Source organism: Rouxiella sp. WC2420, from assembly GCF_041200025.1.
In the GTDB taxonomy this organism is placed as follows: domain Bacteria; phylum Pseudomonadota; class Gammaproteobacteria; order Enterobacterales; family Enterobacteriaceae; genus Rouxiella.
Window position 1 is genome coordinate 4,964,056 of sequence record NZ_CP165628.1, and the last position, 21,889, is coordinate 4,985,944.

The window sequence follows — 21,889 nt, forward strand, 5'->3', positions numbered from 1 at the left end:
GAGACTCAAGGTTGTAAACTTTCATCTTTCACTCTGCTGGCTGGTCGATTCGGCTAATGCCGTTTCTACCTCGCAGAGGAAGATGGTGGTGGGGGAAGGATTCGAACCTTCGAAGTCGATGACGGCAGATTTACAGTCTGCTCCCTTTGGCCGCTCGGGAACCCCACCTAATTGTGTTAAAGTACTTGATGGTGCCGGCTACCGGAATCGAACTGGTGACCTACTGATTACAAGTCAGTTGCTCTACCAACTGAGCTAAGCCGGCATCAAGTGCTGCGCATTCTATGGGGACTTGGCGGACCATGCAACAAAAAAATTGCGATAATTGTTCATTCGGTCATGTTTTATGCAAAACAGTGCTTTCTGGCCCATTTTCACCTATTTATCGCTTAAAGAGCAGCCAGTTGAGAGGATTTATTCGCCGATGGCGGGAAAGTAAAATTGCGGAGAAACTCAAACACCCGCAAAAAGACCCTATTTTTGATGAAAAAAGTAATACCCTCTTTTATTCCTGCACCATAAAAGTGATCAAACGCACACTTTCGGCTCTCATGCCCTCTTCTCCTCAATTCGATATCCTGTAATTAAAGGGTTTTCTTGTTGGCGCGCTTATTGCTTACCCTTTATATGAACTGAATATTAATCCCCTGGGAACTTCTCAAGGCACTTGCAAGAGAGAGAGTTAGTGTGTTCATAAAAGAAAAGAGCAGGCATCACATACTCCCACGTCCTTCTTTGGAGAAGAGAATATGAAAATTGTCTTACTCAATGCCGCCACGCTGCCTATCTATCACGAGGAGCTGGCCCATCTGTTGAACGATACCCATGCAGTTGGATTGCAGAGTCTGTTATCCCATGATGATTATCCCGCAGCCTCAGCAACGTTTTTCCATGATTTGCGCGAGGCCATTTCGAAACATCAACGATTATTGTGGATAGCCCGCAATGAGCAGGGGCTGGTAGGAACAGTACAGTTAGAGTTGGCATCCGGCGATGCGTCAACGCAGTGCGGCACAATATCAACTCTGATTGTAGATACCTCTGCAAGACGTCAGGGCGTCGCCAAGCAGCTTATGCGCGAACTTGAAAATACAGCCTTTAACCTACGGCGCGGTTTATTGTCTTTGGATATTCAGGCTGGAACACCTGCAGAAGCGTTTTATAAGGCTCAGGGATACCAATGTTCGGGTAAAACTCCGGCTGAAACGGCAGCATCATACTCTTCCCGCCATCGTGGTAGAGTATATTTTAAGCAGTTGATTCCTGATAGTGCTCCCTCGTCCCAGCGGATAAATTAATTCCGGGGAGTGCATTAACAATTATTTAACAATGAGTTATGCACTCTTAACCCCAATTTTCGCTTTCATCTTTTCTCAAAAATGTTTTAACTCAATCAAAGAAATCGATAAGTTAATAAGAAAAATGTCTACGCCCGAAAACAAGCTGTCTATAATAGCCAGCTGGTTTACTGTCTGGAGTTGGCGTGCAGCGCCTTTCCTGACCTGCGCTAACAGGCAGACTTTAACTTATGAAAAAAAGAGACTTATCTTTGGCAACCCCATACCTACAGTTCGACAGAACTCAGTGGGCAGCCCTACGTGATTCAGTGCCATTAACGCTCAAAGAAGCGGAAATCATGAAACTGAAAGGTATCAACGAGGACCTGTCTCTAGAAGAAGTTGCACAAATCTACCTACCGCTTTCGCGTCTTCTAAATTTCTATATCAGTTCGAATCTGCGTCGTCAGGCTGTTCTTGAACAATTTCTTGGCACCGACGGGCAAAAAATCCCTTATGTGATTGGCATCGCAGGCAGCGTTGCTGTGGGCAAAAGCACCACCGCGCGTCTCTTGCAGGCTTTATTGAGTCGCTGGCCTGAGCACCGCACCGTTGAACTGGTTACCACCGATGGTTTTCTGTATCCCAATAAAACGCTTAATGAGCGTGGGATTATGAAGAAAAAGGGCTTTCCGCAGTCCTATGATATCCATCAGTTAGTCAAGTTCGTATCTGAAGTGAAGTCTGGTGCCAAAAACGTCAGCGCGCCGGTCTACTCTCACCTAATCTATGATGTCATCCCTGATGGCAATAAGGTCATTAACCAGCCAGATATTTTAATCCTTGAAGGATTAAACGTATTACAAAGCGGAATGGACTATCCTCACGATCCTCATCGCGTATTTGTTTCGGACTTTGTGGACTTCTCAATTTATGTCGATGCACCAGAGGATTTATTACAAAGTTGGTATATCAACCGTTTCTTGAAATTCCGTCAGGGCGCGTTTTCCGATCCTGATTCTTATTTCCATCATTATTCCAAGCTGCCAGAAACGGAAGCCATACAGATTGCCACTGGTTTATGGAATGAGATTAACGGACTGAATCTAAAAGAAAATATCTTACCAACTCGTGAGCGAGCTAGTTTGATTATGACCAAAAGCGCCAATCATGCGGTTGAGAGTGTCCGCTTGCGGAAATAATTAGTCTCAGCTAATGATTATAAAGACAAAGGGAGCTTCGAAGGCTCCCTTTTATTTTGAGAAAATAATAGAATTAGAGCTGTTACCTTCCGCGTAAGGATATTTCTCCGCCGATAAAGGTCTTAATTTCACCCTCTATTTCTAATAATAATGCTCCTTGCTGATCGATCCCACGCTCAATACCATGTATTTCATTGTCCCCAATCAGTAATTTAACCGGCCGGTCGATAAAGTTATCCAGGTTGCGCCAACGTGGAATAAACGATGCCAGACCTTCCTGCTCAAACTTACGTAATGCTTCACGTAGTTCTTTCAACAGGGTCGCTATCAGGTCATTACGGTTGATATCAACACCGGCTTCTTGCAGGTTAATCCATCCCTGATTAATCACATCTGCGGCAGGTTCACGCATGCGCAGGTTAATTCCCGCACCAATGACCAGATGTGCAGCATCACCCGTTTTCCCGGTCAGTTCGACCAGAATACCCGCCAGTTTACGATCCTTGAGATAGAGATCGTTGGGCCACTTAACTCTGACATCTTCTGCACCAAGTCGCTGCATGACTTCCGCCATGACGATACCGATAACCAAACTCAGCCCCATGGCTGCTGCCGGTCCCTGGTCTAATTTCCAGTACATAGACAAATAAAGATTGGAGCCAAAAGGCGAGAACCAACGGCGCCCGCGACGCCCTCTTCCAGCCTGCTGATACTCGGCAACGCAGGCGTCACCCGAACTCAGTTGGCTAATGCGGTCCTGCAGGTATTGATTGGTTGAATCAATAACCGGTAGAACATCGACATTGCCCTCTGGTAATGCGTCCAGGATCTTTTCATGATCTAACAGTTGGATAGCTGCCGGTAACCGATAACCTTTTCCGGGGATGGTAAAGATATCCAGGCCCCAGTCACGAACCGTTTGGATATGTTTATTGATTGCAGCTCTACTCATACCAAGTTCAGAGCCCAGCTGTTCACCAGAGTGAAATTCACCGTCAGACAGGATGGAAATTACTCGCAGCGGTACGGTGATATCTTTCATGACAGCGCCTCAACGGCATTGACTTCACCCTGTGCCGCGATAAATCGAACTTCCGGCTCCAACCAAACAGCAAATTTCTCGGCAACCTGATCTCGAACGTGTCGAGCCAGCGAAACTACGTCCTGACTGGTTGCATTATCTTGATTTATTAGCACTAATGCCTGCTGCTGATGTACGGCCGCGCCACCGATTTTGAATCCTTTTAGTCCAGCTTTCTCGACCAGCCATCCAGCGGCGAGTTTTACATTGCCATCGGCCTGCGGGTAAACCGGCATATTGGGATACTCGGCGAGCAGCGCATTAACCCGTTTTGCATCTACGATAGGGTTCTTGTAGAAGCTACCAGCATTACCGGTTTTAGCCGGATCGGGCAATTTGCTGCGACGCATGGCGCATACGGCGTCGAAAATTTGTCTTGGCGTTACGGTCGCAGCATCCAGGCGGATCAAATCACCGTAAGTAAGCTTGGGTTGCCACTGTTTCGCCAGACGCAAACCCACAGCAATGATGGCATACCCTTCACGATACGCATGCTTGAAAATGCTTTCACGATAGCCGAACAGACAGTCGATAGCGGATAACCGCAACACTTCGCCGCTATCCAGATTAAGTAAATCAACGTAATCACAGAGGCTTCGCAGTTCGATACCATAGGCACCAATGTTCTGGATTGGGGCCGAGCCGACACAGCCGGGGATCAATGCCAGATTTTCTAATCCGGCAATATTGTTATCCAGCGCAAAGCAAACCAGTTGATGCCAGTTTTCGCCAGCTCCGACATGTAGTAGCCATTCGCTGTCAGTTTGTGTGATTTCGATGCCTTTTAGGCGATTTACTGCCACGATCCCGTCAAAGTTCCCCAGGAACAGCACATTACTTCCCTCGCCTAAAAGTAGCAAAGGTTGATGATTTTTTTGGGCAAGATGCCAGGCTTGAGTTAAATGCTCACTGCAAGTTGCGGTAATAATTTGCGCTGCCTGCGCCTCAACTGAGAAAGTATTAAGGTGTTTTAAAGAAGTGTCGTGAGTCGACATAACGCGTTTTACTCTTTTTGGGCCTGATTAACTCTAGTTTACCCGATCCTGAAAGGGCTGACGCGACTGTTTTCAGCGCTTTTTTGCCCCTTCTCTCGTGCTTACAGCGCCTTTTATCACCCCGCGGGAAGCCGCTGACCGGAGTTTGTGCCCTCCGCAACAGCAAAAGGGCCCCTGTCGTCAGACAGGGGCCCTCTTTTTTTGCGTTCCTGACCGGCTCTTGACCCGCCCTCGCGCTTTTTTTCTTAAATCATCGACAGCAAAAAACCCCAGCTTGCGCAGAGAACCGCCATAGCAGGCAAACAAAAAAACCCCAGTCTTTCGACTGAGGTTTTTCCGTTTATTTGATGCCTGGCAGTTCCCTACTCTCGCATGGGGAGACCCCACACTACCATCGGCGCTACGGCGTTTCACTTCTGAGTTCGGCATGGGGTCAGGTGGGACCACCGCGCTACTGCCGCCAGGCAAATTCTGTTTCATTCCAACCGCTTTCCCCATTATTCAGGGCAGCCATCAGAATCAATCTTTGAACAAGCTGATTTTCATTGAAACTTTCGTCTCGTCTCTCTAAAACACCTTCGGTGTTGTAAGGTTAAGCCTCTCGGGTCATTAGTACTGGTTAGCTCAATGCATCGCTGCACTTACACACCCAGCCTATCAACGTCTTAGTCTTAAACGTCCCTTCAGGGGACTCGAAGTCCCAGGGAAGACTCATCTTGAGGCAAGTTTCGCGCTTAGATGCTTTCAGCGCTTATCTTTTCCGCATTTAGCTACCGGGCAATGCCATTGGCATGACAACCCGAACACCAGTGATGCGTCCACTCCGGTCCTCTCGTACTAGGAGCAGCCCCTCTCAATCTTCCAACGCCCACGGCAGATAGGGACCGAACTGTCTCACGACGTTCTAAACCCAGCTCGCGTACCACTTTAAACGGCGAACAGCCGTACCCTTGGGACCTACTTCAGCCCCAGGATGTGATGAGCCGACATCGAGGTGCCAAACACCGCCGTCGATATGAACTCTTGGGCGGTATCAGCCTGTTATCCCCGGAGTACCTTTTATCCGTTGAGCGATGGCCCTTCCATTCAGAACCACCGGATCACTATGACCTACTTTCGTACCTGCTCGAGCCGTCACTCTCGCAGTCAAGCTAGCTTATGCCATTGCACTAACCTCACGATGTCCGACCGTGATTAGCTAACCTTCGTGCTCCTCCGTTACTCTTTAGGAGGAGACCGCCCCAGTCAAACTACCCACCAGACACTGTCCTCACCCCAGATTATGGGGCCGAGTTAGAACATCAAACATTAAAGGGTGGTATTTCAAGGTTGGCTCCACGCAGACTGGCGTCCACGCTTCAAAGCCTCCCACCTATCCTACACATCAAGGCTCAATGTTCAGTGTCAAGCTATAGTAAAGGTTCACGGGGTCTTTCCGTCTTGCCGCGGGTACACTGCATCTTCACAGCGAGTTCAATTTCACTGAGTCTCGGGTGGAGACAGCCTGGCCATCATTACGCCATTCGTGCAGGTCGGAACTTACCCGACAAGGAATTTCGCTACCTTAGGACCGTTATAGTTACGGCCGCCGTTTACCGGGGCTTCGATCAAGAGCTTCTCCTTGCGGATAACCCCATCAATTAACCTTCCGGCACCGGGCAGGCGTCACACCGTATACGTCCACTTTCGTGTTTGCACAGTGCTGTGTTTTTATTAAACAGTTGCAGCCAGCTGGTATCTTCGACTGTCTTCGGCTCGGGAAGCAAGTTCCTCCACCTAGCGACAGCGTGCCTTCTCCCGAAGTTACGGCACCATTTTGCCTAGTTCCTTCACCCGAGTTCTCTCAAGCGCCTGAGTATTCTCTACCTGACCACCTGTGTCGGTTTGGGGTACGATTCAATGTTACCTGATGCTTAGAGGCTTTTCCTGGAAGTGCGGCATCAACTACTTCACCACCGTAGTGGCTCGTCATCACGCCTCAGGGTTGATATGTAACCGGATTTACCAAGTCACACCCCCTACACGCTTAAACCGGGACAACCGTCGCCCGGCTAGCCTAGCCCTCTCCGTCCCCCCTTCGCAGTAACACCGAGTACAGGAATATTAACCTGTTTCCCATCGACTACGCCTTTCGGCCTCGCCTTAGGGGTCGACTCACCCTGCCCCGATTAACGTTGGACAGGAACCCTTGGTCTTCCGGCGTGCGGGTTTTTCACCCGCATTATCGTTACTTATGTCAGCATTCGCACTTCTGATACCTCCAGCAAACCTCACAGTTCACCTTCAACGGCTTACAGAACGCTCCCCTACCCAACAACGCCTAAGCGTCGCTGCCGCAGCTTCGGTGCATGGTTTAGCCCCGTTACATCTTCCGCGCAGGCCGACTCGACCAGTGAGCTATTACGCTTTCTTTAAATGATGGCTGCTTCTAAGCCAACATCCTGGCTGTCTATGCCTTCCCACATCGTTTCCCACTTAACCATGACTTTGGGACCTTAGCTGGCGGTCTGGGTTGTTTCCCTCTTCACGACGGACGTTAGCACCCGCCGTGTGTCTCCCGTGATAACATTCTTCGGTATTCGGAGTTTGCATCGAGTTGGTAAGCCGGGATGGCCCCCTAGTCGAAACAGTGCTCTACCCCCGAAGATGAGTTCACGAGGCGCTACCTAAATAGCTTTCGGGGAGAACCAGCTATCTCCCGGTTTGATTGGCCTTTCACCCCCAGCCACAAGTCATCCGCTAATTTTTCAACATTAGTCGGTTCGGTCCTCCAGTTAGTGTTACCCAACCTTCAACCTGCCCATGGCTAGATCACCGGGTTTCGGGTCTATACCTTGCAACTTGACGCCCAGTTAAGACTCGGTTTCCCTACGGCTCCCCTATACGGTTAACCTTGCTACAAAATATAAGTCGCTGACCCATTATACAAAAGGTACGCAGTCACCCAACAAAGTAGGCTCCCACTGCTTGTACGTACACGGTTTCAGGTTCTATTTCACTCCCCTCGCCGGGGTTCTTTTCGCCTTTCCCTCACGGTACTGGTTCACTATCGGTCAGTCAGGAGTATTTAGCCTTGGAGGATGGTCCCCCCATATTCAGACAGGATGTCACGTGTCCCGCCCTACTCATCGAACTCACAATTTGTGCATTTTTGTGTACGGGACTATCACCCTGTACCGTGCGACCTTCCAGACGCTTCCACTAACACACAAACTGATTCAGGTTCTGGGCTGTTCCCCGTTCGCTCGCCGCTACTGGGGGAATCTCGGTTGATTTCTTTTCCTCGGGGTACTTAGATGTTTCAGTTCCCCCGGTTCGCCTCGCATGGCTATGTATTCACCATGCGATAATGTGACGTATCACATTGGGTTTCCCCATTCGGGTATCGTCGGGTATAACGGTTCATATCACCTTACCGACGCTTTTCGCAGATTAGCACGCCCTTCATCGCCTCTGACTGCCTAGGCATCCACCGTGTACGCTTAGTCGCTTAACCTCACAACCCGAAGGTGTCTTTTAAACTCATAAAGAGTGACGCCGTTCGTAGCCGTGATTATTTGAGAGACTCTAATACAGGTGCGCATAACTCAAAACTTCTACGGAGAGTTATGTTCAGCTGTATCATTTCAATTTTTCAGCTTGTTCCAGATTGTTAAAGAGCAATATCGTAAACACGACTCAATAAAGTCATCTTTACGATAGTTTCTGACCCGCGAAGGTGCAGAGTGATAATGTCTTTCACACATTATCGGATGGCGTCCCCAAGGGGATTCGAACCCCTGTTACAGCCGTGAAAGGGCAGTGTCCTAGGCCTCTAGACGATGGGGACACGAAAATGCCGTCTCGAATCACTGACTCGACACGTTTTCGTATCAGCGCAGGGTTTCCCCCACTGCATCAACAGGTGCTCTTGCTCGTTAATTTCATCAGACAATCTGTGTGGACACTGCACAATGCGTATCTTTAGGTAAGGAGGTGATCCAACCGCAGGTTCCCCTACGGTTACCTTGTTACGACTTCACCCCAGTCATGAATCACAAAGTGGTAAGCGCCCTCCCGAAGGTTAAGCTACCTACTTCTTTTGCAACCCACTCCCATGGTGTGACGGGCGGTGTGTACAAGGCCCGGGAACGTATTCACCGTAGCATTCTGATCTACGATTACTAGCGATTCCGACTTCATGGAGTCGAGTTGCAGACTCCAATCCGGACTACGACGTACTTTATGAGGTCCGCTTGCTCTCGCGAGTTCGCTTCTCTTTGTATACGCCATTGTAGCACGTGTGTAGCCCTACTCGTAAGGGCCATGATGACTTGACGTCATCCCCACCTTCCTCCGGTTTATCACCGGCAGTCTCCTTTGAGTTCCCACCATTACGTGCTGGCAACAAAGGATAAGGGTTGCGCTCGTTGCGGGACTTAACCCAACATTTCACAACACGAGCTGACGACAGCCATGCAGCACCTGTCTCACGGTTCCCGAAGGCACTAAGCTATCTCTAGCGAATTCCGTGGATGTCAAGAGTAGGTAAGGTTCTTCGCGTTGCATCGAATTAAACCACATGCTCCACCGCTTGTGCGGGCCCCCGTCAATTCATTTGAGTTTTAACCTTGCGGCCGTACTCCCCAGGCGGTCGACTTAACGCGTTAGCTCCGGAAGCCACGCCTCAAGGGCACAACCTCCAAGTCGACATCGTTTACAGCGTGGACTACCAGGGTATCTAATCCTGTTTGCTCCCCACGCTTTCGCACCTGAGCGTCAGTCTTTGTCCAGGGGGCCGCCTTCGCCACCGGTATTCCTCCAGATCTCTACGCATTTCACCGCTACACCTGGAATTCTACCCCCCTCTACAAGACTCTAGCTTGCCAGTTTCAAATGCAGTTCCCAAGTTAAGCTCGGGGATTTCACATCTGACTTAACAAACCGCCTGCGTGCGCTTTACGCCCAGTAATTCCGATTAACGCTTGCACCCTCCGTATTACCGCGGCTGCTGGCACGGAGTTAGCCGGTGCTTCTTCTGCGAGTAACGTCAATCGCTGCTGCTATTAACAACAACGCCTTCCTCCTCGCTGAAAGTGCTTTACAACCCTAAGGCCTTCTTCACACACGCGGCATGGCTGCATCAGGCTTGCGCCCATTGTGCAATATTCCCCACTGCTGCCTCCCGTAGGAGTCTGGACCGTGTCTCAGTTCCAGTGTGGCTGGTCATCCTCTCAGACCAGCTAGGGATCGTCGCCTAGGTGAGCCATTACCCCACCTACTAGCTAATCCCATCTGGGCACATCCGATGGCGTGAGGCCCGAAGGTCCCCCACTTTGGTCTTGCGACATCATGCGGTATTAGCTACCGTTTCCAGTAGTTATCCCCCTCCATCAGGCAGTTTCCCAGACATTACTCACCCGTCCGCCGCTCGTCACCCAGAGAGCAAGCTCTCCCGTGCTACCGCTCGACTTGCATGTGTTAGGCCTGCCGCCAGCGTTCAATCTGAGCCATGATCAAACTCTTCAATTAAAAGTTCGATTTGCTTAAACAAGTTAAGCGGTGCTCAAAGTTTACTTTCGTAATAATTCAAAAATGAATTACTGCTTGGTCACTCTAAGACTTGGCATTGCTGCCTTTGATATTCTGTTGCCACCGAGGTGGCTGATATCGTCTTGTGAGTGCCCACACAGATTGTCTGATAAATTGTTAAAGAGCAGTGCCGCTGTTCGCAATGAATCTTATGCGGCGCGGGAGGTGCATATTACGCTTTCCCGCTGAAGAGTCAAGAGTTTTTCTTTCGAATCTTTCTTTTTCTCTTCCCAACCTGGCGACTTGGTTCTCGTTAGAGGAGTCGTTGTTCCCGGTCAGTGGAGGCGCATTATAGGGAGTTCTCAGAAGGCCGCAACCTCTTTTTCGAAAAAACTTTCCGAGTGTTTCTTTTTTCACCAAACCGCCGTTAAACGCGCCGTTATTGCTATTTTTTGACCGGTAATTTGCCAAAATCTACAGCAAACTGCTTCACCTGTTCCCAATCTGTGTACTCAACTTCTTTACTGGAATCCGTTTCACCGCCGGTCATACGCATAATTAGCTGAATCATCACACGATCAAACCAGCCGTATCGTGGATAACGCAGTGCTCCGGCGAACACATTGCACAATGTTGGCTTCCAGGGCGTAGCCAAAAGGAACTTGCTGGTATAGACATTGGTTTGCGGAGTTCGCTTTTCAGGCTTACGCGCAGTGAGGTTAACCGAGAAGAAAGCCGAGGGCATCGCATTGAGCAGATTAACATGCCGCTTAACAAACTTGTCGAGCAGCGGAGAGAAGTGGCCATAGCGAATAGAAGCGCCAATCATCACCTTACCGTAGCGGGCCAAATCAATATTGCCCGCATCTTGCAAATCCATTACATCGCACTCGCCTTCTTCTTTAATTGCATTACCTATATAAGAAGCGATAGCGTGCGTTTGTCCATCACGGCTCGAGTAAAGTACCAGGGCTTTCATCTGCTCTCCTTTCTAATTAATGATGACTACTCTTTCCAGAAGGTAGGCGTAAATAGTACTAACAGGGTAAACACTTCCAGACGACCAAACAGCATAGTCACGATCAATATCCATTTCGCGACATGATTCATAGACTGAAAGTTGTCTGCTACCACGCCCAGACCCGGCCCGAGGTTATTAAGTGTTGCCGTTACTGCGGCAAACGCCGAGAAGTTGTCTACGCCCGTCGCCACGATAGCAAGCATGCTGACAATAAACACCAGCGCATAGGCAGAGAAGAAACCCCATACCGCTTCAATGATCCGTTCCGGCAATGCACGATTGCCCAGCTTGATGGTGTAAACCGCGTTCGGGTGGACCAGACGTTTCAGCTCGCGCGACCCTTGCAGGTAAAGCAACAGAATACGGATCACCTTGAGCCCACCACCGGTTGACCCTGCGCAGCCACCAATAAAGGCAGAACACAGCAGAAGAATAGGCAGGAAAAGCGGCCATTTAGAAATACTGTCTGTGGTGTATCCCGCCGTAGTCGCCATCGATACCACCTGGAAGAAGGCCTGATTCAGCGTTTCCAGGCCTGAGGTGTAAGTATCATGCAGCCACAGCACCGAGGTACACACCACTACCAACGTCAGCTGCACGCTGATAAACATGCGAAATTCCGGGTCGCGCCAATAGACTTTAAGATTTCGGCCGCTGAACATCGCGAAATGCAGGCCGTAATTACAGCCGGAGATCAGCAGGAACACAGCGATGATGGTGTTGATAGTGCCGCTATGGAAATAACCGACGCTGGCGTCATGGGTTGAGAAACCGCCCAGCGCAATAGTTGAGAAGCTATGCCCAATGGCGTCGAAAGCCGACATCCCCGCGCCCCAAAGGCAAAGCGCACAAAGGATAGTCAGTAATATATAGATGAACCACAGTGTTTTAGCCGTCTCGGCAATACGCGGCCGCATCTTGTGATCTTTTAGCGGACCAGGCATCTCGGCGCGATAAAGCTGCATCCCCCCAACCCCAAGGATAGGAAGAATCGCCACTGCCAGCACAATGATCCCCATACCGCCAAACCATTGCAGCATCTGCCGATAGAACAGGATCGCGTGCGGCAGGCTGTCTAGCCCCACCAGCGTCGTAGCGCCGGTCGTCGTCAACCCGGAGAAAGATTCAAAGAAGGCGTCGGTTACTCCCAGATGCGGACGCTCGGAGAATAAAAACGGCAAGGCACCGACGCTACCCAGCACGGTCCAGAACAGCACCACGATCAGGAAGCCTTCACGAGGTTTTAGCTCGCTACGCTGTTTTCGGTTGGGGACCCAAAGCAATAGCCCGATGGCCAGCGCAACGAAAAACGTCTCACTGAACGCGCGCCCGGCCCCGTCTCTGTAAATTAAAGCCACTAATCCGGGAATAATCATAGTTCCCGAGAATAGGATGACGAGCACCCCGACAATGCGGGTTATGGCACGGAAATGCATGCTGGCGCGTTCCTCAGCAGATAAATTGCAAAAAAATTAATCAAACGGGCTGCAGAACCAACGAACCACGACTCTGATTAAAGAGCCGATCCGCTATTTCTGCCGCACTCAGGGCGGGCAGCGTGAGACGAAGATCCACCGCTGCGCCGTACTCACTCTGCACTATGCTGCCACCGACCTGCTGCAATAACGTTTCGACCAGCGAGATCTGCGCGTAATCGCACTGCAGCAAAAATTCAGCCTGCGGCACTTTTTCTATCACCGGCAACTGGGCCAATGCCAGCTGAACGCCATTACCGTAGGCGCGAACCAATCCCCCGGTGCCTAACTTAATGCCGCCATAATAGCGAACTACCACGGCAGTTATCTCACCTATCCCGCTGCCCATCAACTGACCGAGGATCGGTTTACCCGCCGTGCCCGCGGGTTCTCCATCATCAGAAAACCCTAACTGCTGCGAATCATTCGGCGGACCGGCGACAAATGCCCAGCAATGGTGCCGCGCCGCAGGATGCTGAACTTTTACCTGCTGGACAAACGCCTTGGCCGCCTCAACCCCTGCAGTAGGTGCCAGCAGGGTAATGAAACGACTCTTCTTTATTTCTTCGCTTATCTCGATCGATTGAGCGGGGACAGGATAAGGCTGCATCAGGCCAGTTTCAGGTCACGAGTCATGTTTTCAACACGGTTGTCGTGAATAACAATATTGTCTTCGATGCGGATGCCACCAAACAGCTTCAATACTTCAATCTTGTCCCAGTCAAAGTGCTTGCTGAACCTGCCTTCGCGCCACGGTGCCAGCAACGATTCGATAAAGTAGATACCGGGTTCAATCGTCAACACCATGCCTGGCTGAATGATGCGGGTACAGCGCAGATAATGATATTGTGACGGCGCGGCGAGGTGTGTGCCGTTTTCATCCTGCTGGAATCCACCGACGTCATGCACCTGCAGGCCCAGCGGATGCCCCAGCCCGTGCGGCAGGAAGGGCCCCGTCAAATCCTGTTCGACCATTGCCTCTTCACTGATATCAACAATAATTTCGTGCGCCTTGAGGATACGCGCGATCCGCTGATGCATCTGCACATGATAATCGGTATAACGCACACCCGGCTTGATAGTGCCGATCAGTGCCTGCTGTTCATTGTTTAAATCTTTAACCAGAGCAGCAAAATCGTTGTCACTTTTCGCAGAATAGGTGCGGGTAAGGTCGGCAGCGTAACCGTTGTATTCGGCACCGGCATCAATCAGGAAGCTGCGTATTTCGGCAGGCGGCTGATGCTGCAAGGTGGTGTAGTGCAAAACAGCGGCGTGTTCGTTCAAAGCAACGATATTGCCGTAGGGCACCTCAGTTTCGCGATGGCCGGTGGCGGTAAGGTACGCCATGCTGATATCGAATTCGCTCATGCCGGACAAGAAAGCTTCTTTCGCCGCGCGATGACCGCTGACTGCCAGCTTTTGCGCTTCACGCATGCACGCCACTTCATAACCGGTCTTGTACGCCCGATGATAGTGAAGATAGTCGAGTACCGCTTTCGGATTCAGATGGTCGGCAGAGATCCCCAACTCCAGCGCCCGCCCCTGAGCGTAACCAATATAGGCAACGCGAGACAAATCGGCAGGCAGCTGTTTTCTGATGTCGTCAGGTTTGGCCAGCGGCAGCACCTGAACGTCTTGCGTCCAGAATGAGTCTGGTAGCGGCTCGACGCTGTGCCAGTAGTCAACCGGCGAATAGAACCACAGTTTCGGAGCATTGACGCCATCCACCCACAGCCAGCAGTTTGGAACCTGCGTGACAGGCACCCAGGCCTTGAACTGCGGATTGACCTTGAACGGATAATTATAGTCGTCGAGAAAAGTGCCCAGCAGCTCACCGGAGTGAATCAGCAGAGCATCGAGTTGATTGCGTTGCAGTATTTCCAGCGCACGTGCCTGTAAAACAGCGATATGTTCTTTATAAAGTGTAGAGAGAGATTCCATCGACCTGTCCTTTACTGGATTCATACGATTAATGCAAAACGATGCCGCATCTTATCACAGCCAACCGTCGCTCGTAGCCCCGCTGGCTTTGTGATCTTGTCAGCAAATATCAATCAGTCTGTTTGCATTTCATTAACATCAAAACCACACTCCATTCATCTGGTCATACCAGATCATCACCGATGATTCAGGAGAGACACATGCTTTATCAAGGCGAAACATTACACCTGCACTGGCTCGAAGACGGCATTGCCGAGCTGGTGTTTGCTGCTCCAGGCTCCGTCAACAAGCTAGACACCCAGACTGTCGCAAGCCTGGGTGAAGCAATTACCGTGCTTGAACAACAAACTGAACTCAAAGGGTTGTTACTGAGCTCGGCCAAATCGGCATTTATTGTCGGCGCAGACATCAACGAGTTTTTATCGCTGTTTACTGCACCGGCTGAAAAACTGCATGACTGGTTGGGCTTTGCCAACAGCATTTTTAATCGCCTGGAAGATTTACCCGTACCGACCGTCTCGGCGATCAGCTGTTACGCGCTGGGCGGCGGTTGCGAATGTGTGCTCGCGACCGATTTCCGTATTGCTACGCCAGACACTCGCATCGGCCTACCCGAAACAAAACTGGGGATTATGCCCGGCTTCGGCGGTTCAGTACGTTTGCCTCGACTGCTTGGCGCCGACAGCGCGCTTGAGATTATCGCCGCAGGTAAAGATGTCAGCGGCAGCGAAGCACTGAAAATCGGCCTGGTCGACGCGGTTGTCAGCGTAGATAAACTGCATGAGTCTGCCCTGGCTACTCTGCGTCAGGCGATTGAAGGCAAGCTTGACTGGAAAGCCGCTCGCCGTCCGAAACTGTTGCCATTAAAACTCAGCCCTATCGAAGCAGCGATGAGTTTCAGTGTAGCAAAAGGGATGGTGCTGCAAACTGCAGGCAAACATTATCCGGCCCCAATGACCGCAGTGAAAACCATCGAAGCAGCGGCGAAATTAGGACGCGATGAGGCTCTGGCGCTGGAAACTCCCAGCTTTGTCTCCCTCGCCCAGTCCCATGAAGCCCATGCTCTGGTCGGTATCTTCCTGAACGACCAGTTCATTAAAAGCAAAGCCAAAAAACTGGCGGGCAACTATGGCAAGCCTGAACAGGCGGCAGTGTTAGGCGCGGGGATTATGGGCGGCGGCATTGCTTATCAATCGGCGCTGAAAGGTGTGCCGGTTATTATGAAAGATATCAACGACAAATCGCTGCATCTCGGCATTAACGAAGCCGCTAAACTACTCAACAAACAGCTGGAGCGCGGCAAAGTTAGCGGCCTGAAGATGGCGCAGATCCTGTCAACTATTCAGCCGACACTTAATTACAGCGGCCTTGAACGCGCGCAAATCGTCGTCGAAGCCGTGGTCGAGAATCCAAAAATTAAAGCGGCGGTGCTGGCCGAGGCTGAAGCGCTGCTCGACAGCGACGCGATACTCGCGTCTAACACCTCAACCATTCCTATCGATACGTTGGCTGCCGCGCTTAAGCGCCCGGAAAACTTCTGCGGGATGCATTTTTTTAATCCGGTGCATCGAATGCCGCTGGTCGAGATTATTCGCGGCAGCAAAACGTCAGATCAAACTCTGTCGCGCATCGTGGCTTACGCTTCGGCGATGGGTAAAACGCCTATCGTGGTCAACGATTGTCCGGGATTTTTCGTCAACCGCGTGCTGTTCCCCTACTTCGCCGGATTTAGCCTGTTGGTACGTGACGGCGCTGATTTCGCCCAGATTGATAAAGTCATGGAGAAACAGTTTGGCTGGCCGATGGGCCCGGCTTATCTGCTCGACGTGGTCGGCATCGATACCGCCCACCATGCTCAAGCGGTGATGGCCAACGGCTTCCCGGATCGGATGGCAAAAGACTATCGCGACGCCGTGGATATTCTGTTTGATGCCGAACGCTATGGTCAAAAAAATCAGCACGGTTTTTATCGCTACAGTGAAGACAGCAAAGGCAAGCTGCGCAAAGAGCAGGACCCCGAAGTTGCCACACTGTTGGCAGTGACAGACATAAAACTGACAAACTTCAACCCGGAAGAAATTATCGCCCGAATGATGATCCCGATGATCAATGAAGTTGTCCGCTGTTTGGAGGAAAAGATTATTGCCAGTCCTGCAGAAGCCGATATGGCGCTGGTCTACGGCATTGGCTTCCCGCCATTCCACGGCGGCGCTTTCCGTTATCTGGACAAGATTGGCAGCGCCAACTATCTCGCAATGACCGAGCAATACGCTCATCTTGGCCCAATGTATGAGGTACCTGCCGGTTTGCGCCGCAAGGCAGAGACCAACGAAAGCTATTATCCGCAGGCCGAACCGCTGGCCGAGCTTAACACTGGCCGTCAGGCATAAGGACCGAAATCATGGAAAATGTAGTCATTATTGATGCGGTCCGCACGCCGATGGGCCGCTCCAAAGGTGGGGCTTTTCGCAACGTCCGCGCCGAAGATTTATCCGCGCACCTGATGCGCGCCGTGCTCTCGCGCAATCCAGGGTTTGATGCCAAAGAAATTGACGATATCTACTGGGGCTGTGTGCAACAAACGCTGGAGCAGGGTTTTAACGTAGCGCGCAATGCCGCGCTGCTGGCAGAGATCCCGCATAGCGTTCCGGCAGTCACGGTTAACCGGCTGTGTGGCTCTTCGATGCAGGCTTTGCACGATGCAGCTCGCACAATTATGGTCGGCGATGCCGATATCAGCCTGATTGGTGGCGTTGAGCACATGGGGCATGTGCCGATGAGTCACGGAGTTGATTTTCATCCGGGCCTGAGCCGCACCGTGGCAAAAGCGGCCGGAATGATGGGGCTGACCGCCGAGATGTTGGCCAAAATGCATCATATCAGCCGCGAAATGCAGGATCAGTTTGCTGCCCGCTCCCACCAGCGCGCTCACGCGGCGACGGTAGCGGGATATTTTGCCAACGAGATTGTGCCGACTTATGGCCATGATTCTGATGGTGGTTTGTTTAGTCTGAATTATGACGAGGTGATCCGCCCCGAAACCACTGTCGAAGGACTTTCGGCACTGCGCCCGGCGTTCGATCCGGTCAACGGCACAGTGACTGCCGGTAGCTCGTCGGCCCTGTCTGACGGCGCGTCGGCGATGCTTATCATGAGTGAATCGCGTGCTAAATCGCTGGGTCTGAAAGCTCGAGCAAAAATTCGCTCTATGGCGGTTGTTGGCTGCGATCCGTCGATTATGGGCTATGGCCCAGTACCCGCGACGCAGCTGGCATTGAAACGAGCTGGCCTTTCCGTTGAGGATATCGGCCTGTTCGAACTTAACGAAGCCTTTGCCGCCCAGTCGCTGCCGTGTATCAAAGATCTCGGGTTGCTGGAAAGTATGGAAGACAAAGTGAATCTCAACGGCGGCGCTATCGCTCTGGGTCATCCACTGGGCTGCTCAGGCGCGCGAATCTCTACTACGTTGCTGAACCTGATGGAGCGTAAAGATGTGCAGTTTGGCGTAGCGACGATGTGTATCGGTTTAGGTCAGGGGATTGCGACGGTCTTTGAGAGGGTTTAGCGGGAGAGGTTTGCATATAAGTGAAAGCGGGCTTAATACCCGCTTTCTCTTTAACAAATTTAGATAAAGGCAAAAGCATCGCCAAACATGCGATCTTCCACCGCACCGCGCTCGGCGCAGAAACGCTCGCGGGCAACTTTAGCCATTTCAAAACGACCAGCGATATAAATGTCATGTTCGCTCAGTGATTCAAAATCTTGTAATACCGCGCTCAACACGTTACCGCTTCTACCCTGCCAGCCGTCTTCGAACTGCTCGACTACCGGTATCACTTTCAAATTCGGGTGTACCACGCTCAATGCTTCCAACTCGCCTAAATCATACAAGTGTTTAAGCTCGCGGCCGCCCCAGTAGATAGAGATATCGCGATCTGGATGCTGCGCCAACTCGGTAACCAAAATCGAGCGTACGTAAGAGAAACCAGTGCCGCCAGCAATCAGTACCAAAGGACGATCGCTGTCTTCGCGCAGCCAGGCATCGCCGTGCGGCAAATCGACATTGATCGTTTGCTCTTTCAAAATACGATCCATCACGGCCATTGCATACAGGTTCATCTCAGAGGCACCAATGTGCAATTCGAGATAATTTTTCTCTGAAGGCACAGAGGCGATGGAAAACGGACGTTTGTCACGCTCATCCATCACGACCATCAGATATTGACCGGCACGAAATGAAAAGGAGACTTCAGGTTGCAGGCGAACCCGATATACGGTGTCGGTTATGGCCTCAACTGAGGACACTTTACAGCTCATTATTGTCATGCGTTCCCTCTGAGGGTCATCAATCTACACGGATGGTAAACTTGGCCGGCTATAAAAACCACAACCTCATTTACCAGTCGATAGTAATTTTAATTATTTACCGTTGCCGGGCTTTTTATTGCTGAATACGTCCAGCTCATCCCAGATAGCATCAACACGATCGCGCACTTTAGGGTCCATCACAATAGGTCGTCCCCACTCGCGCTGCGTTTCGCCCGGCCATTTGTTGGTCGCATCCATACCCATCTTGGAACCCAAACCGGAAACCGGAGAGGCAAAATCCAGATAATCGATCGGCGTGTTTTCGACCAGAACGGTATCGCGCGCCGGATCCATACGGGTGGTAATCGCCCAAATCACGTCTTTCCAGTCGCGTGCGTTAATGTCATCGTCACACACAATAACAAATTTGGTGTACATAAACTGCCGCAGGAATGACCAGACGCCCATCATGACGCGCTTGGCGTGACCGGCATACTGCTTCTTCATGGTCACAACGGCCAAACGGTAGGAGCATCCTTCTGGCGGCAGATAAAAATCGACGATCTCCGGAAATTGCTTTTTAAGGATAGGCACAAAGACTTCATTTAGCGCCAATCCCAGTACCGCAGGTTCATCCGGCGGGCGACCAGTAAATGTCGAATGATAAATAGCATCTTTGCGCTGGGTAATGTGTGTCACGGTGAAAACCGGAAAGCTATCTATTTCATTATAGTAGCCAGTGTGGTCGCCGTAAGGGCCTTCCGGTGCCATTTCGCCCGGCTCGATATAACCTTCGAGCACGATTTCCGCACTGGCAGGGACCTCGAGGTCATTGGAGATGCATTTGACTACTTCGGTTTTATTGCCGCGCAATAAACCAGCAAACGCATATTCAGAAAGCGTGTCAGGAACCGGTGTTACCGCACCAAGAATAGTTGCCGGATCGGCACCCAGCGCGACAGAAACCGGGAAACGTTTGCCGGGATTCTGCTGACACCACTCCTGGAAGTCCAGCGCACCGCCGCGATGAGACAACCAGCGCATGATCAGTTTGTTCTTGCCTAACACTTGCTGGCGATAAATCCCCAGATTCTGACGTGGCTTGTGTGGCCCACGAGTAACGGTCAGACCCCAGGTGATAAGCGGCGCAGCATCTTCAGGCCAGCAGTGCATCACCGGAATACGCCCCAGATCAACATCTTCGCCTTGCCAAATCTGTTCCTGACAAGGGGCAGAACTCAGACACTTGGTCGGCATATTCAGCACTTGCTTGAATTTCGGCATCTTGTCGTAGAAATCACGGAACCCACGCGGCGGTTCAGGCTCTTTAAGAAATGCCAGCAGTTCACCCACGTCGCGCAGGGCGCTAACGTCTTCCTGACCCATCCCCATGGCAACTCGCTCGGGTGTGCCGAACAGATTGCACAGAACCGGCATGTCATAGCCTTTTGGATTTTCAAAAAGCAACGCCGGGCCGCCCGCACGCAAGGTACGATCGGCAATTTCGGTCATTTCAAGATAGGGATCAACAGTCTGGGTAATACGTTTAAGATCACCCCGCTTTTCAAGCAAAGACAGGAAGTCACGCAGGTCACGATATTTCATACGAGGCACGTCATTATAAGTTTTGTTACCGAATTTAGGAGGCAGTATAAAGCCTGTCGGACGCCATGGCTGCTTTTTTCAATTTTATTGAACCAAAAATCAGCGACCAACAGACTTTTCAATCATTAGCAGCAGTTGAACGGAACAAGACTGGCAAGAGCTTGTGTGTCCTGATATTCCTGCGTCTCATGGCCGTGGCGGAACACTTTAAAGCCTTCATTTCTGGCGCTGTAATAGCGTAGATCGTTACCTGATACATGCAACATGCTGCCTTCACGCAGCGCGACTACAGACTCGCTCGGATTAACTGCACAAAATTCTGCAATGCGTTCATCGCGAGTTTCACCCATGTGACCACTGATATGCGCGTCAATATAATGCGGATTGATTTGTACAGGGAATAGCCCTAAAGCAGGTAGCACTACCGAGTTACGCACTGGCATATCATTAGTAGTTCGAATACTTGGCGTCGCTACATTACAGCCCGCACTCCAGCCGATATAAGTCACTTCACGTTCACGCACAGCGCGTTGAACAGGAATAATCAGACCTTTTTCATGCAGCATCTGATTCAGCATCCAGGTATTGCCACCGCTGACCAGAATACACTGAGCCTGCTCGATGGCTTCAGAAGGAACGCCCGCATGATGGATACTGCCCACCTTGATACCCAACGCCTGCTCTAGCTCCAAAGCCTTTGCGTCGTAGTCGCTGCGCAGCAATGCATAGGGGATTAAAACCGCCGAAGTAATGTTTCGCGCCTTAAACGTCGCCTTGATCTGCTCATGGGCATAGCCCAAAGGTTGGCTGTCGCTTGAAAGCTTACCGTTGCTAAGTAGGAACAACTCCATATTTTTCTCCGAAGATATCTATTAATCTGAATGTTAACATCACTGGTGGTGAGGGACCTTACAACGGCTATTTATCCCTTAAAGCTTTTGTTATTCTCAACGTGTTAGTCACGAGGAAAAACGAAAAATGGAAAGCTGGTACTTACTGTATTGCAAACGAGGTCAACATGTTCGCGCCCAGGAACATCTTGAGCGTCAAAACGTTCAATGTTTAGTACCGACGATCAAGTTGGAAAAAATGGTGCGTGGCCGCCGGACCATGGCAGATGAACCTCTGTTTCCAAATTATATGTTTATTGCATTTGACCCTGAAAAAATTCATACCACGACTATCAGTGCCACCCGCGGTGTTAGCCACTTTGTCCGTTTTGGACACCAGCTTGCCAGGGTAAACTCGGATGTTATCGAGCAGATAATACATCAACCGCCAACCGGTGTCCGCGATCCCGAGACACCGCATGAGGGAGACCAGGTGCTGATTATTGAAGGCGTATTTGAGGGGTTACAAGCTATTTATACTGAACCCGACGGCGAACGCCGCTCCCATCTGTTGCTTAATCTACTTAACAAACAGGTGAAACAAAGCATCTGTAACACCGAGTTCCAAAAAATCTGAGTTACT

General features: G+C 50.8%; 15 protein-coding genes, 3 tRNA genes and 3 rRNA genes. 6 read left to right on the forward strand and 15 right to left on the reverse strand.

Annotated features, from left to right (window positions below; genetic code table 11):
• Nucleotides 1-83: 83 nt before the first annotated feature.
• Together AB3G37_RS22850 and AB3G37_RS22855 are read right to left on the reverse strand one after the other, a co-directional pair.
• Nucleotides 84-168 (reverse strand) — tRNA-Tyr (locus AB3G37_RS22850).
• Between the two features lie 21 nt (nucleotides 169-189).
• A tRNA-Thr gene (locus AB3G37_RS22855) sits at nucleotides 190-265 on the reverse strand.
• 37 nt (nucleotides 266-302) lie between these two features.
• Here AB3G37_RS22855 and AB3G37_RS22860 point away from each other — a divergent pair.
• From AB3G37_RS22860 to coaA, 3 genes are all read left to right on the forward strand, one after another.
• Nucleotides 303-584, forward strand: coding sequence for a hypothetical protein (locus AB3G37_RS22860; protein ID WP_369789172.1), 282 nt, complete (start codon nucleotides 303-305; stop codon nucleotides 582-584).
• 165 nt (nucleotides 585-749) lie between these two features.
• Nucleotides 750-1,298 (forward strand): GNAT family N-acetyltransferase, encoded by a 549-nt coding sequence (locus tag AB3G37_RS22865; protein WP_369789173.1) that lies wholly within the window; start codon nucleotides 750-752, stop codon nucleotides 1,296-1,298.
• 230 nt (nucleotides 1,299-1,528) lie between these two features.
• Nucleotides 1,529-2,479, forward strand: a complete 951-nt coding sequence (gene coaA / locus AB3G37_RS22870) for a type I pantothenate kinase (protein ID WP_009639408.1) — start codon at nucleotides 1,529-1,531, stop codon at nucleotides 2,477-2,479.
• Between the two features lie 82 nt (nucleotides 2,480-2,561).
• On the opposite strand, the gene birA is transcribed toward coaA, so the two are convergent.
• The 10 genes from birA to pepQ all read right to left on the reverse strand — a co-directional run bounded on the left by birA (nucleotide 2,562) and on the right by pepQ (nucleotide 14,503).
• On the reverse strand, nucleotides 2,562-3,521 hold the full coding sequence (birA, locus tag AB3G37_RS22875) for a bifunctional biotin--[acetyl-CoA-carboxylase] ligase/biotin operon repressor BirA (protein ID WP_369789174.1): 960 nt from the start codon (nucleotides 3,519-3,521) through the stop codon (nucleotides 2,562-2,564).
• Nucleotides 3,518-4,555 (reverse strand): UDP-N-acetylmuramate dehydrogenase, encoded by a 1,038-nt coding sequence (murB, locus tag AB3G37_RS22880; RefSeq protein WP_369789175.1) that lies wholly within the window; start codon nucleotides 4,553-4,555, stop codon nucleotides 3,518-3,520. The genes birA and murB overlap by 4 nt, the downstream gene beginning before the upstream one ends.
• Nucleotides 4,556-4,904: 349 nt before the next feature.
• Nucleotides 4,905-5,020: ribosomal RNA gene (rrf, locus tag AB3G37_RS22885) — 5S ribosomal RNA — on the reverse strand.
• 123 nt (nucleotides 5,021-5,143) lie between these two features.
• Nucleotides 5,144-8,051 (reverse strand): 23S ribosomal RNA (locus AB3G37_RS22890).
• 257 nt (nucleotides 8,052-8,308) lie between these two features.
• Nucleotides 8,309-8,384: transfer RNA gene (locus AB3G37_RS22895), tRNA-Glu, on the reverse strand.
• Nucleotides 8,385-8,523: 139 nt separating this feature from the next.
• Nucleotides 8,524-10,066, reverse strand: a 16S ribosomal RNA gene (locus AB3G37_RS22900).
• The 16S, 23S and 5S rRNA genes sit together here with 1 tRNA gene alongside, the layout of an rRNA operon.
• A 445-nt stretch (nucleotides 10,067-10,511) precedes the next feature.
• Entirely contained in the window at nucleotides 10,512-11,045 is a 534-nt protein-coding gene (gene hemG, locus AB3G37_RS22905) for a menaquinone-dependent protoporphyrinogen IX dehydrogenase (RefSeq protein ID WP_009638812.1), read from the reverse strand.
• 26 nt (nucleotides 11,046-11,071) lie between these two features.
• The gene (trkH, locus tag AB3G37_RS22910) at nucleotides 11,072-12,523 is read right to left on the reverse strand and encodes a Trk system potassium transporter TrkH (RefSeq protein ID WP_369789176.1); all 1,452 of its coding nucleotides are present in this window, start codon (nucleotides 12,521-12,523) and stop codon (nucleotides 11,072-11,074) included.
• Nucleotides 12,524-12,563: 40 nt separating this feature from the next.
• The gene (locus tag AB3G37_RS22915; protein ID WP_009638809.1) at nucleotides 12,564-13,172 is read right to left on the reverse strand and encodes an IMPACT family protein; all 609 of its coding nucleotides are present in this window, start codon (nucleotides 13,170-13,172) and stop codon (nucleotides 12,564-12,566) included.
• Complete coding sequence (pepQ, locus tag AB3G37_RS22920; RefSeq protein WP_369789177.1) at nucleotides 13,172-14,503, reverse strand: Xaa-Pro dipeptidase; 1,332 nt, start codon at nucleotides 14,501-14,503, stop codon at nucleotides 13,172-13,174. The genes AB3G37_RS22915 and pepQ overlap by 1 nt, the downstream gene beginning before the upstream one ends.
• Nucleotides 14,504-14,703: 200 nt before the next feature.
• Between pepQ and fadB the strand changes: the two genes are divergently transcribed.
• Together fadB and fadA are read left to right on the forward strand one after the other, a co-directional pair.
• Entirely contained in the window at nucleotides 14,704-16,893 is a 2,190-nt protein-coding gene (fadB, locus tag AB3G37_RS22925) for a fatty acid oxidation complex subunit alpha FadB (RefSeq protein WP_369789178.1), read from the forward strand.
• A gap of 11 nt (nucleotides 16,894-16,904) precedes the next feature.
• Nucleotides 16,905-18,068 carry an acetyl-CoA C-acyltransferase FadA gene (gene fadA, locus AB3G37_RS22930; protein ID WP_009638806.1) on the forward strand — a complete coding sequence of 388 codons (1,164 nt, stop codon included), beginning with the start codon at nucleotides 16,905-16,907 and terminating at the stop codon, nucleotides 18,066-18,068.
• 59 nt (nucleotides 18,069-18,127) lie between these two features.
• On the opposite strand, the gene fre is transcribed toward fadA, so the two are convergent.
• The 3 genes from fre to pepE form a co-directional block, all read right to left on the reverse strand.
• A complete protein-coding gene (fre, locus tag AB3G37_RS22935; protein WP_009638805.1) occupies nucleotides 18,128-18,829 on the reverse strand; it encodes an NAD(P)H-flavin reductase in 702 nt (233 codons plus the stop codon).
• A 93-nt stretch (nucleotides 18,830-18,922) separates the two neighbouring features.
• On the reverse strand, nucleotides 18,923-20,416 hold the full coding sequence (gene ubiD, locus AB3G37_RS22940) for a 4-hydroxy-3-polyprenylbenzoate decarboxylase (RefSeq protein ID WP_009638804.1): 1,494 nt from the start codon (nucleotides 20,414-20,416) through the stop codon (nucleotides 18,923-18,925).
• Nucleotides 20,417-20,541: 125 nt separating this feature from the next.
• Nucleotides 20,542-21,267, reverse strand: a complete 726-nt coding sequence (gene pepE, locus AB3G37_RS22945; protein ID WP_009638803.1) for a dipeptidase PepE — start codon at nucleotides 21,265-21,267, stop codon at nucleotides 20,542-20,544.
• Nucleotides 21,268-21,394: 127 nt separating this feature from the next.
• On the opposite strand from pepE, the gene rfaH reads away from it, so the two are divergent.
• Complete coding sequence (gene rfaH / locus AB3G37_RS22950) at nucleotides 21,395-21,883, forward strand: transcription/translation regulatory transformer protein RfaH (RefSeq protein WP_009638802.1); 489 nt, start codon at nucleotides 21,395-21,397, stop codon at nucleotides 21,881-21,883.
• Nucleotides 21,884-21,889: the final 6 nt, after the last annotated feature.